The sequence below is a fragment of the Pontibacter populi genome (genome assembly GCF_040278685.1).
In the GTDB taxonomy this organism is placed as follows: domain Bacteria; phylum Bacteroidota; class Bacteroidia; order Cytophagales; family Hymenobacteraceae; genus Pontibacter; species Pontibacter populi.
On the sequence record NZ_JBEOKT010000001.1, the window covers coordinates 290,896 to 305,367 of the forward strand.

At 42.5% G+C, this 14,472-nt stretch carries 16 protein-coding genes and 1 tRNA gene; 8 read left to right on the plus strand and 9 right to left on the minus strand.

Annotated features, from left to right (window positions below; translation table 11 throughout):
• Positions 1–7: 7 nt before the first annotated feature.
• Positions 8–1,576, minus strand: a complete 1,569-nt coding sequence (locus tag ABS362_RS01165; protein WP_350410259.1) for a S41 family peptidase — start codon at positions 1,574–1,576, stop codon at positions 8–10.
• 467 nt (positions 1,577–2,043) lie between these two features.
• Here ABS362_RS01165 and trxA point away from each other — a divergent pair, with 467 nt between their 5' ends.
• Positions 2,044–2,406 carry a thioredoxin gene (gene trxA / locus ABS362_RS01170; protein ID WP_350410446.1) on the plus strand — a complete coding sequence of 121 codons (363 nt, stop codon included), beginning with the start codon at positions 2,044–2,046 and terminating at the stop codon, positions 2,404–2,406.
• A gap of 60 nt (positions 2,407–2,466) precedes the next feature.
• Here the strand turns inward: trxA and ABS362_RS01175 are convergent, their stop codons facing one another.
• Positions 2,467–2,967, minus strand: coding sequence for a DUF421 domain-containing protein (locus tag ABS362_RS01175; RefSeq protein WP_350410261.1), 501 nt, complete (start codon positions 2,965–2,967; stop codon positions 2,467–2,469).
• Positions 2,968–3,002: 35 nt separating this feature from the next.
• A complete protein-coding gene (locus ABS362_RS01180; protein ID WP_350410263.1) occupies positions 3,003–4,928 on the minus strand; it encodes a hypothetical protein in 1,926 nt (641 codons plus the stop codon).
• 165 nt (positions 4,929–5,093) lie between these two features.
• Between ABS362_RS01180 and ABS362_RS01185 the strand changes: the two genes are divergently transcribed.
• Together ABS362_RS01185 and ABS362_RS01190 are read left to right on the plus strand one after the other, a co-directional pair.
• On the plus strand, positions 5,094–5,495 hold the full coding sequence (locus ABS362_RS01185; RefSeq protein WP_350410265.1) for a DUF5329 family protein: 402 nt from the start codon (positions 5,094–5,096) through the stop codon (positions 5,493–5,495).
• Positions 5,496–5,588: 93 nt separating this feature from the next.
• Positions 5,589–5,957, plus strand: a complete 369-nt coding sequence (locus ABS362_RS01190; protein WP_350410266.1) for a SpoIIAA family protein — start codon at positions 5,589–5,591, stop codon at positions 5,955–5,957.
• Positions 5,958–6,042: 85 nt separating this feature from the next.
• Here ABS362_RS01190 and ABS362_RS01195 read toward each other — a convergent pair whose 3' ends face one another.
• Positions 6,043–7,083, minus strand: coding sequence for an isoaspartyl peptidase/L-asparaginase family protein (locus ABS362_RS01195; protein WP_434086511.1), 1,041 nt, complete (start codon positions 7,081–7,083; stop codon positions 6,043–6,045).
• A gap of 321 nt (positions 7,084–7,404) precedes the next feature.
• Between ABS362_RS01195 and ABS362_RS01200 the strand changes: the two genes are divergently transcribed.
• Entirely contained in the window at positions 7,405–8,121 is a 717-nt protein-coding gene (locus ABS362_RS01200) for an OmpA/MotB family protein (protein ID WP_350410268.1), read from the plus strand.
• 223 nt (positions 8,122–8,344) lie between these two features.
• On the opposite strand, the gene ABS362_RS01205 is transcribed toward ABS362_RS01200, so the two are convergent.
• Both ABS362_RS01205 and ABS362_RS01210 read right to left on the minus strand, forming a co-directional pair.
• On the minus strand, positions 8,345–8,848 hold the full coding sequence (locus ABS362_RS01205) for a DUF6141 family protein (protein ID WP_350410270.1): 504 nt from the start codon (positions 8,846–8,848) through the stop codon (positions 8,345–8,347).
• 190 nt (positions 8,849–9,038) lie between these two features.
• Complete coding sequence (locus ABS362_RS01210; protein WP_350410271.1) at positions 9,039–10,178, minus strand: cystathionine gamma-synthase; 1,140 nt, start codon at positions 10,176–10,178, stop codon at positions 9,039–9,041.
• A 171-nt stretch (positions 10,179–10,349) separates the two neighbouring features.
• On the opposite strand from ABS362_RS01210, the gene ABS362_RS01215 reads away from it, so the two are divergent.
• The 4 genes from ABS362_RS01215 to ABS362_RS01230 all read left to right on the plus strand — a co-directional run bounded on the left by ABS362_RS01215 (position 10,350) and on the right by ABS362_RS01230 (position 12,409).
• The gene (locus ABS362_RS01215) at positions 10,350–11,069 is read left to right on the plus strand and encodes a TVP38/TMEM64 family protein (protein ID WP_350410273.1); all 720 of its coding nucleotides are present in this window, start codon (positions 10,350–10,352) and stop codon (positions 11,067–11,069) included.
• Positions 11,070–11,138: 69 nt separating this feature from the next.
• A tRNA-Arg gene (locus tag ABS362_RS01220) sits at positions 11,139–11,215 on the plus strand.
• 283 nt (positions 11,216–11,498) lie between these two features.
• Positions 11,499–12,026 (plus strand): hypothetical protein, encoded by a 528-nt coding sequence (locus tag ABS362_RS01225; RefSeq protein WP_350410275.1) that lies wholly within the window; start codon positions 11,499–11,501, stop codon positions 12,024–12,026.
• Entirely contained in the window at positions 12,026–12,409 is a 384-nt protein-coding gene (locus ABS362_RS01230; RefSeq protein WP_350410276.1) for a hypothetical protein, read from the plus strand. Before ABS362_RS01225 ends, ABS362_RS01230 begins: the two co-directional genes overlap by 1 nt.
• 81 nt (positions 12,410–12,490) lie before the next feature.
• On the opposite strand, the gene ABS362_RS01235 is transcribed toward ABS362_RS01230, so the two are convergent.
• The 3 genes from ABS362_RS01235 to ABS362_RS01245 form a co-directional block, all read right to left on the minus strand.
• A complete protein-coding gene (locus ABS362_RS01235) occupies positions 12,491–13,468 on the minus strand; it encodes a DUF6414 family protein (protein WP_350410278.1) in 978 nt (325 codons plus the stop codon).
• Positions 13,469–13,585: 117 nt separating this feature from the next.
• Positions 13,586–13,984 carry a hypothetical protein gene (locus tag ABS362_RS01240; protein ID WP_350410279.1) on the minus strand — a complete coding sequence of 133 codons (399 nt, stop codon included), beginning with the start codon at positions 13,982–13,984 and terminating at the stop codon, positions 13,586–13,588.
• A 37-nt stretch (positions 13,985–14,021) separates the two neighbouring features.
• Positions 14,022–14,399: a hypothetical protein gene (locus ABS362_RS01245; protein WP_350410281.1), complete on the minus strand. Its 378-nt coding sequence runs from the start codon at positions 14,397–14,399 to the stop codon at positions 14,022–14,024.
• Between the last annotated feature and the right edge of the window lie 73 nt (positions 14,400–14,472).

The following is a 14,472-nucleotide window of genomic DNA, read 5'->3' on the forward strand; positions in this document are numbered from 1 at the left end:
AAGTATATTACTTCTTCAAACTTAAGCTCTGCTTTTTAGCTTCAACTATAGCTGTTTCTAAAAGCAGGTCTTTACCGGTGACTATACTGGCTATAGTTGGGCGAACCACTTTATCAATTCTTACACCTTTTCGTTGCTCGAAAGTACCATTGGCGCCGCGCTCCCCTACTCCCGTAAAAGCAACTCTGGTTCCGCCGGGTAAAGGAAGCCAGGTTACATTGCCCGTTGTGCCGGCAGTCTGCGAACCTATAACTATAGTGTGTGGCCGCTGGGCTAAGTTAAAGGCGTAGCTCTCACCCATACTTTGGGTGTACTCATTTACCAGCACGATCATGTTACCATAGTACGGGGTAAGTTGTGTGCTTTTAGGTCGCTCAAATGCATAAGTACTTTCTGTAAAAAAGCCCGGGTACATTGCCATAGCGTTTTCAGAAATGGAGACTGGTAAGCTGTGCTGGAAGAAGGCTGGTATGGTTTGCAGGTAAACATCATAGTTCGGGTATTTGCGCAAATCCATAATCACTGTTTTGGCTTGCTGCAGCTCTGTGAACAGGTCTGGAAGCTTGCTGGTGTCTTTTATTGCGCCAAGGTCAACCCACACTACACCGTCTGCTACCTTACGCCATAATTCTTGTTTCGGCTGCGTCTGCATTTTCATTAACTGCTTGTAGGGGTAACGATCTATGGTTTTAGTAAGGCGTTCGGTGCCACGCTGAAGTGTTATCGTTACGTTAGCGGTACTATCTACATGCAACAGGTAATCGGCAATGTCACGGTAGGTGGTGGCCGGGTTTGAGCAGGTTAATAAGGGTTGCAGCTGCTTCATACGTTCTTTTACTGATTTGCCATTAATTGCCAGAATCACATCTCCAATTTTAACATCCTGCACTTTAGCCAGCGAATCTGAAACCAGTCGTGTTACCACAAACTTGTCTTCTACATAGCTCAGGTAAAATGGCGGCTTTGGCCCCCACATGCCATCCAGCACCGGGCTCCGCAAAAAAGCATGACTATCCACTAACTCCCTGTTTAGTTTTTGTATCGCCAGGTGATACGCAACATCATTTTCTGCTTCAACTAAAATCGGAATATATTCTTCCAGGTAAGAATCCCAGCTTTTACCAATCGTTTGTTTGTGCGGGTAAAAGAAGTTGATCGTGTTCCAGTAACGGGCCAGTGCCAGCAAACGGGTATTCTGGTCGGGGTAAGCAATTTCCGCCATTGGCTCCTCCAGGAACAGCACATAATCCAGGGTATACTCTTTATACTTGTTTGTGATGTACTTACTCTCTACAGGCAGGTGCCGTTCATACAGGTTTACAAGTTGCTGCTTTAGTTTGGGGCTTATTTTATAGTTTGCAATCTCTTTAACCGAGAAAACAGACATTACAGTATCCGCTTTGGGCAGGTTATAGTTGGGCGCAAGTTGGGGAGCCGGCACCGAACTATAGAGATCATCCATTAAACTATAAAACTCTTTCTTACTGTTTGCCTTTACAACAGCAGGCACGTTGGCTACAAAAACTGAATCCCAGTTTATAGTTCCGGCTGCTACCTCCGGGTGGTAGTATTTCATTAAACCCCACACTTTAGTATATGTAGCCAGCCGTTCCGTAGCTTTTTTAGTTATAGTTTGAGGTGCACTTTTACTTTGTACCTGAGCTCCTGCCAAGAGTAAACACACAAAAGCGAAGCAGATTCTAAACAATTTCATAGGGTAACTGATTAATATAGATACACGATCCGAGAGCTTCATAAGCTTTCTGAAAGGAAGATGACTTAAACCGTAAAATGGTTGCTTTTTTTTAATAATTACAGGAATAATTTATCTTGTAATGATATTAACAAATACGTTGTGCTATAGTTACAAAACTGCAAACACTTTAGTAGATGCTGTGAAACTATAGGTAAACATGCTAACTTAAGTGGTTTAATTGCAGCGACAGGCGTACCTTTTACGTACTATTGTATTTTACACGACACCTTGTCAGGTGGGTATAGTTTGGGCTTATATTTGTCAAAGCTATATTTGTTACTATATTTATAACACAGAATTTAACTAACAAAAACGCTAAAGTTATGGCTAACAAAGCAATAGAAATCACAGACGCGAATTTTAATGAGATAATCAATTCAGATAAGCCGGTGCTGGTAGACTTTTGGGCAGAATGGTGCGGACCTTGCCGCATGGTAGGCCCGATCGTGGAAGAACTGGCCGGCGACTACGAAGGTAAAGCTGTTATCGGTAAAGTAGACGTTGATGCAAACCCGCAGACATCTGCTAAGTTCGGTATCCGCAGCATTCCTACACTACTTGTTTTCAAGAATGGTGAGGTAGTAGATAAGCAGGTTGGCGCTGTGCCGAAAAACGTACTGGCTCAGAAGCTGGATGCGCAAATGGCGTAAGCTCAAACTATAGATCTATAAAAAGCCCCTTTCGGTAACTCGGAAGGGGCTTTTTTGTGGCTACTTTTTCTTGCAGATGATACTGATATTGCCGTTACGCTCCAGGTAAGCCGTTTCTATAGTTGAAATGTCGGTGGTGCCGCCTTGTGTACGAACAGCCTCCTGCAGGTCATTTTCGGTTACGCTGTATCTTTGCAGGGCCTCATGCTGCATTTCGCCGTTCTTTATAAGCTCTATGGGCTTGCCTTTAACAAAATTGCCCAGCCTGCCCGATGTATGGTAAGCCAAAGTAGCGAGCCCGCGATGCAGCAGTACCAGCACCAGCGCCGAAACCAATGTTGGCCAGAATGGCGAATTACCGGTTATAGCCCTGCTCAGAATAGACCCGAAAATTATACCGAGAATAATATCAAAAGCGGTGTGCTTGCCAAATACGCGCTGGTTCCCTACCCTAACTATAAGCAAAGCCGCAAAGAAAACCCCGATCGCCCGCGCTGACATTTGCCACCAGGTTAAGGTCTCGTCACTTATCCCAAACAGGTAGTTAAAATCGAATTCCATGTGCTTTGCCAACGCAAGGCACAACTATAAAGTTTTTAAGCCGGGCACTCGCAAAGCTTTTTATCAATACTGCAAAGCGTATCATAGTTCTGCTCCGCTTCTTTTAACAGGCGCCGCAATTCTTTTGTGTACTCCTGCACTTTCTGGAGCTGCGATATTTCGGGTTTGTGCTTGGTGTGGGCATCCAACGCTTTTATAGCTAATGCAAAGGCGTCACTCTTTTCTTTGATGCGGGCGTAATAGCTATCCATGCCATTGTCGGTGGTGGCAACTGCCGTGGCCTGCAAGTTGTTCTCAAAACATAGTTGCTGCCGCAGGTAGGTAAACACCTGTTGCTCGGCTTCGTTGCGCAGTTTTGTCATGTCGTGCACGGCTTCGCGCAGTTTGTAACTTTCATATCGCTTGTTATAGGCTGTTACGGCATCACGTACTTTATCGCGACAGCTCAGGCAGTTGCTGGCATTTACTTTATCCTGCAGGGCATTGCGCACAGCTATAGTTTCATCCGATGCCGGGGTATCTTCCAGCTTCTTCACATCTTTCTCAAAAACCGCTGCATACTGCTGTGTCTCCAGTTTCGCTTTTAGCCGAACTATAGCTTCTCCTTCTACAGATGCCGATAACAGTTCCGGGCGGGGCAGTTCTACAGCGTATAGTTTAGCCAGGGCAGCTTCGCGCTTTTCGGGCGTGTTATAGTTTGTCGGGTCGTTTTCGAGGTCGCGCAAGGTGTTTACCAGCAGTTTTCCGCTCTTCAGGTTATGGTCGGCCTCTAAGTACAGGTCGGCGTTGGTAAGTATAGATTGGTACTCTGATTTGAAAATATTCTTATAAGTGCTGTTGCTTTTAAATTCTGCTTCGCGGGCATCCATTGTCGCTTTCAGACGCTTGTATTCCTGTATGATGGCAAACAGGTTTTTGGCGTTTATCTCGGGGCTGTTGTTGCGGTAGTTCAGGCGGTAAATATTAAGCTGCTGCTTCATCTCGGCAAACACACGCAGAAACTCCACAAACAATTTCTCCTGGCGGTAAGTCTCGTCGTTTATCAGTTGTTGTTCATACGCGTTCTGCACCTTCTGTTTGCGCTTTTCTATCAGGTCCAGGGTAACTTCGTCGCCGGTCAGCACATCCATTTTGTACAAAGATTTATAGTTGGCCACCACCATGTAAGGGTAATCCTTATAGTTGGTCATCTCTTCCAGCATGCGGCGCTCCAGCTTGTTCGGGTTTTTAGCCAGGTAATCGGCCAAACGGGCAGATTTTATAGTTACCGTTTTCACATCGCCGGGCACGAACACATACACTTTCACTGAGTGCAGGCGCGTGTCGAAATCCTGGCCTTCATATAGTCTTATAGTTGAGCTAAAGCGGTATTCCCGTTTGTGGGTACGCGTGCTAAGCAAATTGCCAAACTCCCCCACCAGCGACAATACAGCTCCTGTTGGCGTAGTCAGTTTAGATAGATTTACCAGCTGGTTTGCTACCAGGTTAAATACCTGATCGCCCTGGTCGTTAGTGATGGCTTTGGCATTAATGGTAGCGTCGATGTTATTCTGGGTTGATGAAAGCGGCATTTTATCGATGATGCGCACCACTTCCAGGTTATCGCTTACTTGAGTTTTATAGTCATTCTTATCTTGGTCTACATAAAAGTTATAAAGCGGGTACACGATCTCGTCGTTGCCAAAGAGCTTCATGTTTTTGAGCTGCGCTGTTATAAACAGATATTCCAGCTGGTTACGGTAACGTTTCTTAGGTCTTTTTACACCACGCTCCAGTTCATTCAGTACGCGGGTAAATTTGCTTCCGTTGAACAGGTAAATGTCTGTGCTCAGGTATTGCCACTCATCCGAGAACTCAAACTGATCGGTGTAACTATAGCCGAGGCGGGTCTCGATGTTCTTCTGGGCGAAAACCTGCTGGCTTATAAGCAGGAAAAATAAAAAAAGTATAAAATTTCTCATGTATCAGTACTTGTCGATAAGCGAGGTTCTGCGTATACACCCCTGTAAGCACATGGCATAAAGTTTAGTTAGCATAACGCTGGCGCCTGTACTATAGTGCTTTAAAGTTGCAAATAAATTCTTAAGCATCACAGACCTTAGCTGTAAAACAAACTATAAAATTGTATGAAAACGATAACATCAATTGCCTTATTTATACTTTGCCTTGTAGCAGTACAACCAGCTGTAGCGCAGCAAAGCGATACACCTGCTATTACCACTGCTGCCTCTGCTACCGGGGCATTATCCGAATCTCAGAAAATTGACTACCTGATAGATAATATCCGTGGCATGAAGGGCGCTACTTTTATCCGGAACGGAAGCGAGCATAGTTGCCAGGAAGCAGCTGACCACCTGAAAGCAAAATGGGAAAAGCATGGGGCCAAAATAAAGTCGGCAGAAGACTTTATCACCCACCTGGCTACCAAGTCATCGATGAGCGGCGAAGTGTATAAAATCCGTTTTGCTGACGGCCGCGAAGAACCAACCGGTGAAGTGTTGCTGAAAGCACTTGGGCAATTAAAATAAGTCACCTGCGTTTAAGCTGTATTACATATTACTGATATTTAATAAACGTGAATCTTACAGGTTGCGTAAATAGCTTAAATAATGTCTACATCCATGTTAGAACTGTTAGAAGAATCAAAAGGTGACCTGGTAGCTTTCCGGATATCGGGCCACGTAGACAAGAACGATTACGATATTATGCTGCCGATACTGGAAGAAAAAATAAAGCAGTATGGCAAAATAAATGTGTACGCCGAGATGCAGGATGTTGAGGATTTTACCTTAAAAGCTCTGTGGGAAGATCTTAAATTTGACTTCAGACACTCCGCAGACTTTAGCAAGGCCGCCTTTGTTGGCGAACAGAAATGGCTGGATTGGCTAACTATAGCCGCATCGCCGTTTACGCCTGCCAAAGTAAAACACTTTACCTTAGACCAGCGCCAGCAAGCCTTGGACTGGATACAAACTCCTGAACAAGAATAAAAGTTGAATTATACCTAAAAAGCTGCGGGCTAAACTTTTGATAAGTTTAGCCCGCTCTTTTTTTACCAACTATAGTTTATAGTTATTACTCTTTATAAATAGCTACTTCAGATTTACCTTTTTTAATGTAACCACGGTACATGCCCGCTGAGTTGAATGGCATGGCAAAATTTCCGTTTTTATCGATGGCAATCACACCGCCTTCGCCGCCACGTTTCACCAGTTTTTTCATCACTACCTCGTCGGCAGCTTTCTTTAAACTATAGCCTTTGTATTCCATCAGGGCAGCAATATCGTGGGCTACTACCGAGCGTATAAAGTACTCGCCATGACCTGTTGCTGAAACAGCGCAGGTGTTGTTGTCGGCATAAGTACCGGCACCTATAATTGGCACATCGCCTACACGGCCGTAACGTTTGTTTGTCATGCCGCCTGTGGAGGTTGCTGCTGCCAGGTTGCCATAAGCATCCAGAGCTACAGCGCCTACGGTACCAAACTTTTCGCCTTCTATAAAAATATTCTCGGTGCTGCTGGTGCCGCTGCTGTCGTGGTCAAGTCTGGTCTTTTCGCCCTCTTTTTCTTTTAGTTTCTGTAGTTGCTGGTAGCGGGTTTCGGTACGGAAATAAGACGGATCAACCATCTCCAATCCTTTTTCTTTGGCAAACTTCTCTGCTCCCTGGCCTATCATCATTACGTGTTCCGATTTTTCCATTACGGCACGCGCGGCGGCAATCGGGCTTTTAACGGTGGTAAGACTGGCTACAGCACCTGCTTTGCCTGTGTTGCCATCCATAATAGCCGCATCGAGCTCATTTTTTCCTTCGTTGGTAAATACGGCACCTTTACCGGCATTAAACAACGGCGATTCTTCCATTACCTGCACGGTTGCTTCTACAGCATCGAGGCTGGTACCACCTTTCTCTAAAATGGCATAACCTGTTTTCAGGGCCAGGTTAAGGGTTTCTTTGTAAGCTTTCTCTTTCTCGGGTGTCATGTTGGCTTTGGTTATAGTTCCGGCACCGCCATGTATCACCAGGGTAATCTTACTATAGTCGGGCTTGGTCTGGCCCATAGTTGCCAGCGCCATTAAAAAGAAAAGGCAGAAAAAGTATAGTTGTTTTTTCATGATTGTACAGCTGAAGGTATAGTTGTTAAAGTTATAGTTTTTTAGCGAAACCGGAAACGAATCTATAGTTGAGCAACTATAAAAAACTGTTGGTCTAGTAGCTTAAATATCAGGGCTTGTTTGTTCAAATTAATATTCATTTATCTTTATTATACAGGCAATTACATTTAATATTCAATTTCCACAATATTTACTTACTACTGCAGTTTTAATAGTGCCTTTTCTGCATTTTACTTGGCTTTACGCTTCGTTTTTTTACATCTTTGCAGCAAAACAGTTTTATTTTTTAACGATCTATAAACCATTATTAAAGTAAAACCCATGAAATTTAACTTTGTAAAAGCATCCTTCTCTGTACTGGTTTGCACTACCATGCTGGCGTCTTGTGTGTCTTCTAAAAAATATGAAGATCTGCAGGCAAGCAAGCAGGCGCTGGAAGCTGAACAAGCTGCATCAAAGCAGAAAGTAGACGAACTTACAGCATCTTTAAAAGAGCGTGAGCAGAAACTTGCTGAAATGGAGCGCCAGATGAACGAGCAAGAGAAAGCTTTAAATAACCTGAAGAATGAGATCAATGCCTCTTTGAAAGACTTTAACCAGGGCGACCTGAGTGTTGACATCAGAGATGGCAAAGTATATGTGTCTATGTCGGATAAGCTGTTATTTGCAACTGGTAGCACGAAAGTAAACGCTACTGGCCAGCAGGCTCTTAACCAACTGGTTGATGTACTGAAGAAAAACAACGAAGTTGGTGTAATGGTAGAAGGCCACACCGATGATGTAGAAGTACTGCCAGGCACTAAGAAAATTGCTGACAACTGGGACCTGAGCGTGCTTCGTGCAACGGAGATCACACGTTTGTTAACTCAGAAGGGCTTATCTCCTGACAGAGTAACTCCTGCGGGCCGCGCTTACTTCCAACCAGCTGATACAGGCCGTACTGCTGCTGCTAAAGCGAAGAACCGTCGTACTGAGATCATCTTAACTCCGGACCTTACTGAGGTTTACAAAGTTTTAGGTATCCAGGCGCAGAAGTAATCTGAGCGAACGATAGATCTGGAAGCCGCTGCCTTATGGTAGCGGCTTTTTTTGTTTATCTGAATCAGGATCTTCAGGATTAAAGGATTGACAGGATGTTAGTGTGAACCGGGATTAACGGGGACTTTTAGGACTGGCTTTATTTTGCAGAAACGCAATATTTTCGCCTTATCGTTTGGACTATCAGATAGCACTTGCTTACTAACAACTTAACCTCCAACAATCAAACCTTCTGCTGCCTAGCTATAGTTATGGCAGAAAGCAGTTCGTCTGGTTTCTGGGAGCCGATGAGCAGACTATCTTTATTGTAGAAGTATAGTTTCACGCCTTGGTTGCCATACACGTTGTAGGCTTTACCTTTAAACCCCCACCTGATTCCCCAGCCGCCATAGTCCATGATCGGGCTATACCTTACCTGTTCATAGTCGCGAAGCTCGTGCAGATTTATAGTTACCGGTTTCAGATGAAACGGCCAGAAACGCACCCGCAGCTCGCCGGGTACCACCTCCGTAACCAGCGACATTTTATAGAAGAACCAGGGCAGTCCTACTCCTACCAGAGCTGCAACTATAGCCAACTGCACATCCGACACCGGCCTGTTACCAAACGCACCTCCCAGCAAAACCTGGTATACAAACCCAGCCCAAAACATTGCAGCCACCCCAAGTATCATCACCCACAACCACACCTGCCTGAACCGCTGCCGCTCCCTGAAAATAACCTGCATAGCCTTAATAGTTTATGAGTTAAAGAGTTGAAGAAAGATAAGAAATTTAGGTCTAAATCCTGCTCATCCTCAAATCCTGTAGATCCTGATTCAGACAAATAAAAAAGCCGCTACCATAAGGCAGCGGCTCTTCAAACTATAAATAAGTCTTTTGTCCTTTGTCAAAAAACTCTTTTATCAAACTATAAAATTAACCAATCGCCTGCTCCAGGTCAGCGATCAGATCTTCGGCATCTTCTACACCCACGCTCAGTCTGATCAACGAGTCGCTGAGGCCGGCTTTCATACGCTCTTCACGCGGGATGCTGGCGTGTGTCATAGTTGCCGGGTGACCGCAAAGCGACTCTACACCGCCTAGAGATTCTGCCAGAGCAAAGAATTTCAGTTTCTCCAGCACACGTGTAGCATCTTCTACTTTATCGCCTTTCAGCACAAACGAGATCATACCACCGAAATCATTCATCTGCTCTTTCGCTACGCTGTGGTTGCTGTGATCCTCAAAACCTGGCCAGAATACTTTCTCTACTTTCGGGTGGTTCTTCAGGTACTCGGCAATTTTGCGTCCGTTCTGACAATGGCGCTCCATGCGCAGATGCAATGTTTTTAAGCCGCGTAGTACCAGGAAGCAGTCTTGTGGGCCTGGTGTGCCACCGCATGCATTCTGAATAAACGCCAGTCGCTCGTGCAGGTCATCGTTGTTAACTATAAGTGCACCCATTACCACATCCGAGTGGCCACCCATATACTTGGTAAGTGAGTGCATCACAATGTCAGCACCTAAATCCAGCGGAGTTTGCAGGTATGGCGTGGCAAAAGTGTTATCAGCTACAAGAATAAGGCTGTGCTTTTTAGCAATGGCTGCGCAGCCTTTAATATCGATGATGTTCAGCAGCGGGTTAGTTGGCGTTTCTACCCAGATCATTTTGGTATTCTCGTTTACCAGCGCTTCTACCTTGCTCAGGTCGGCCATGTTGGTAAAATGGAACTTGATGCCATAGTTCTGGAAGATCTTTGTAAAAATACGGTAGCTACCACCGTACAAATCATTCGTCGAGATAACCTCATCACCAGGCGCCAGCATTTTTATAACCGCATCGATAGCGGCCATACCTGAGGCAAAGCACAGACCATGTTTGCCGTTCTCGAGAGCTGCCAAGGCATTCTGTAGCTGCGTGCGGGTTGGGTTGTGCGTACGTGAGTACTCGTAACCTTTGTGGTCGCCTGGTGAGCGCTGAACGTAGGTTGATGTCTGGTAAATTGGCGTCATGATGGCGCCTGTGGTTGGATCTGGTTCTACACCAGCATGTATGGCTTTTGTTCCGAATTTCATATCTATAGTTTAAAAGTATAAACGATACGCTGCAAGTTAGTAAAATAAGCAGGATTGATAAAAACAGTGCCCGGCTATAGTTGTTTAGGCTGGGTTACACTTTGTAGTCCGGCAAAATCTTTTCTCCTTTGTCATTCGTCTAATGCTAACATTACCAAACACTGTAAGCTGATGAAGCTGATACCACTGCTGAGAAACCTTGTCCGCGAAAATGCATCTACGTTTGTATCGATGCTGTTGTTGGTGGTGGTGCCTGTTACAGTTAGCTCTACGCTGGCTGTTTACCTGTACCAGTACCAGGACATTTTCCGGGACCTTACCATCTGGCAGCTGCTTTTATATTTTGTAGTGATAGCTATCACTATGGCCTTAGCCCTTACCCCTACTACCTTTGTGGCGTTGGTAAGTGGCTTTTACCTGGGCTGGTCAGCTTTCCCGGGGGTGGTAGTGGCTTATGGTATTGCAGCGCTGGTAGGCTATAGTTTGGCCCGACTCATAGATCACGGCAAGATGATGAGTTTCCTTAACCGTTTCGAGAAGGCCCGTAACCTGATGCAGGAACTGCGCAACCAAAGCTGGAGCCTGATCTTTCTGACGCGTATTTCGCCGGTGCTTCCTTTTGCGTTGATGAATTTTGTGTTGTCGTTGCTGCAGGTGAGCCGTACCCGATTTTTTGTGGCAAGTATAGTTGGCATGCTTCCGCGCACTATTTTCTTTTACTGGATAGGAACACAAGCCCGCGATATAATTTCTTTGTTACAAAACCCGGACAGCGGCCGCACCGGTCAGTTGCTCATGATCGGCCTGATAATCATTTCGATAGGTGGTTTATACTTTGTTTTTGACCGCGCCCTGAAGAAAGCCTTAAAGAAAGCGAGTGCTAAAAATTAAAAAAATGTGTGTTTAGGGGTTGCGTTGTAAGAAAAATTGGCGTTACTTTGCATCACCATTACGGAAAATGGTCACGTAGCTCAACTGGATAGAGCATCTGACTACGAATCAGAAGGTTAGGGGTTCGACTCCCTTCGCGACCACCAAAAAAGCCCATTAGAGCATTCTCATGGGCTTTTTTTATTATTGCGAACACATTACGAACAAAATACCGCTCATACTGTTCTTCAATTCGGCCTGTATTATCTAAACCTTTTTGGTTTAAAAAAAGTTAATACTCAATCAACTCTCAAAATTTATAAAACATTAACTTGCGAAAGCTTGTATAGTATTTGCTTTACATTTGTATAGCATTTGCCTTACAATTATAGTATCTTTGTATAAGGTTTGATTAATTAAGTAATAATTAAAGCAAACTTAACAGCTATCATGAGCGCAACATCATTAAAGAAAAGCGGGACAGACCAGTTCCACAATTATCTAGTCCAATATAAAGATCACGTAAGAGAACAAGGCTCTGACGGTTACTATCATGTTGATGTAGTAGCTGAGGCTTATAATCAAGGGTTTTCTGACGGTGAGAAATCTGGAAAGAAGGACTTTCTAGACCAAATAGTAAAAGGAAGAGTTGAAAGATTTACTCAAAAGGCGAATCAAATTTATATCCTTACTCAAAGGGTAGTTTCTTTCTTAAATGATCATAAATACAAAGTACATTCATTCCATATTAATTTATCAACTAAGTGCCAGAAGGTTATAGTCTCAGTTGATAACGATTTATTATTGAATGACGAATTTGTTGAGAAGTCTTACACTAAGGTCTTCGAGATGAAGAGAATTTTCACTGAATTATTTGAGGAAGAATACCTTGACATGAGCTTGATGGGTTCTAATGAACTGGATCTTCAAGCTTTAGAAGAGAACGGGTTTGGCTATTATGAAATTCTCAACTCTTAATGTCTAGAAACAAGGATCACGGAGAGAGAAACAAAGCTCTTTCTGAGCAACTTTTGGATGGCAAGGTTTACTATGATTGGGTTATTACCACTGCCTTTTACTCATCTATTCATTTTGTTGAGGATAAAATTCTTCCTTGTACTATAAATGGAGTAAGTTGTTCAAATATAAATGATGTCAAGAGTGCCTATAAAATGGCTGGAAGACATCAATCTAGAGAAAGACTAGTTTGGGAAAAGATGTCATCATTAACAGCTATTAAATATAAGTGGTTAGATGACAGATCTCGAAATGCAAGATATACAACCTTTAAAATAACAATTGCCGAAGCAGAAAAAGCAAAAGAGTATTTGCAGGCAATTTATAAAGAGTGTTACCTATAATTAATAAAAAAGCCCTGCTACTTAGTAAGGGCTTTTTTATTGTAGGATGACATAATACTATACAAGAGCTTTGATTAATTATTAAATCTCAATATATAGCGCTATTGGGTCAATAACATACTCAAAGTCTAATTTCCCGGAGAACGTCCTTTCGACATTAGAAAGAAGAGAAGCCATGTACATCAGGTACTCTTTCATACTACTTTCAGTCTCAGTATCTTCATAAATTTCTCTTATCTTATCTAAAATACTTCCTTTTCTTCCGGAGCCTTGAACTTGTGTAGGTATGCCAAAGAGTTTAAACTCTTTTTCTGTTTCTCTTGAATACTTCTTGATTATATTAAACTCTGATTCTTTCAGGTTCTCCCTTATTAATTGAGCTGTAAAAAGTTGAAAGGCGTCATCATGTTCAAATGGTATCTGAGCTTCGAACTGTTGGTTAAACCCATACTCAAGTATGTATGACAACTTTTTCAAAAACTCTGGATCAAAATAAAGACTCTGCTCTTTAGCCATCTTCTTTACATCTAATGCATTCCTAATTAATGCGTTAGCCTTAGCCTTAGCGTTCCTGTCTTTAATACCTTTAGCTTGCTCAGAAAGAGTAGATTTCATTTCTTCAATTGCCCCCCTGTTGGATATGTACGTTAGAGCCTCACCAATTTCATTGAAGTTCTCTATCGTATGTTGAACTGACTTCGAGTCATTAAACACAACTCTCCCAGTTATTTTAACAAAACTATAATTGTGAATATTCTCGATTTCAGAATTTACATTTCCTTGGTTCAACTCTAATACTCTCCCGCTATTCACAAGAGTTTCTTCAAACAGATTGTATGAATAGTCATGAAGAAACTTCTTTTCCGTTTGACTTATATCTTTCTCTATGATATCTGCCAGTATTCTACCGCTACCTAACTTCCCTTTTTGCTGCTCTTCTTCTATGGATTTATCTGATTTTGATTGTACTATATATTCAGTTAGTCCTTCAAATAACTGTGAAGAAAATGAATACATTTTATAATTGTCTAAGTAGATAAAGGATCTAAGCTTTGTCATTTCTTTTTCTTTTTAGGTATTCATTGTAATGATCTTCTCGTGTTTTAGAGAAGTTAAAGAAAGCTAAGACAAGTCCACTTATCGCAGCTACAATAGTTATAATCACTATTAACTCTGTCATGGCTTTTTAGCATTCATACGGCTATAAATAGATGAACTGACGATAGCAGAAACTAAGGCTAAAATGACAGAGCATATTTTAATTGCAACTCTGTCTAAATCATTATCACCTCTCAAATCTGAATAGGTAACAAGTCCATAAATAGTTGAGAATACCATAATAAAGAATACAGATATCCCACTGCTTATAGATTTCCAAGTTTCATCTTTGTTCTTCTTTCTCTCTAACTCATTAATATTAGCTAAACTTAAAACTAACCCAAAACTCACAAAGTCTGATTCATTTATCCAAAAGCTGGGCGTAGCTGACTTTGAGAACAACCAGATGAAGGTTCGCACAATGAAAGGTATCAACCCAATTAGAACACTCCAAATTAACCACTTAGTTTTCAACATAATGATATATTAAAACTATCTGAGATTGAAAAAACAATTAGTAATTCCAACTCCCATCTTCATTCCATCTTGGTTTAAGAGTAGGTAACACACCTAGGTACTCTAACAAAGAACCTGATACTGAACGGCCCTCTTGCACATAATATTCCCCCTCTCTACATTCATTATGAGGCTCTGAATCTTTGATTACATCTCTATACCTTTTTAACTTTAGTTTGTATGCATCTGCATAAAAATTAATAAGCCTAGTGTCATCAAATCCATCATGCATTAAAAATGGCGGAGCTATATATTCATCATTATCATTTACAAAAACAAAAGCATGCTTAGGCATAGTTGCTAATGTGTCACAACCAAACCCAAGCAAAAAAATAGTCCCAATCGGAGTAAGAATCCGACTTATGATAGTTTTCATATAAATTAGTACGGGGTAATAGTTAGTAACAAACCTTACAAGCACTTCTTTTATACTTTGCTGTTGCCTCACT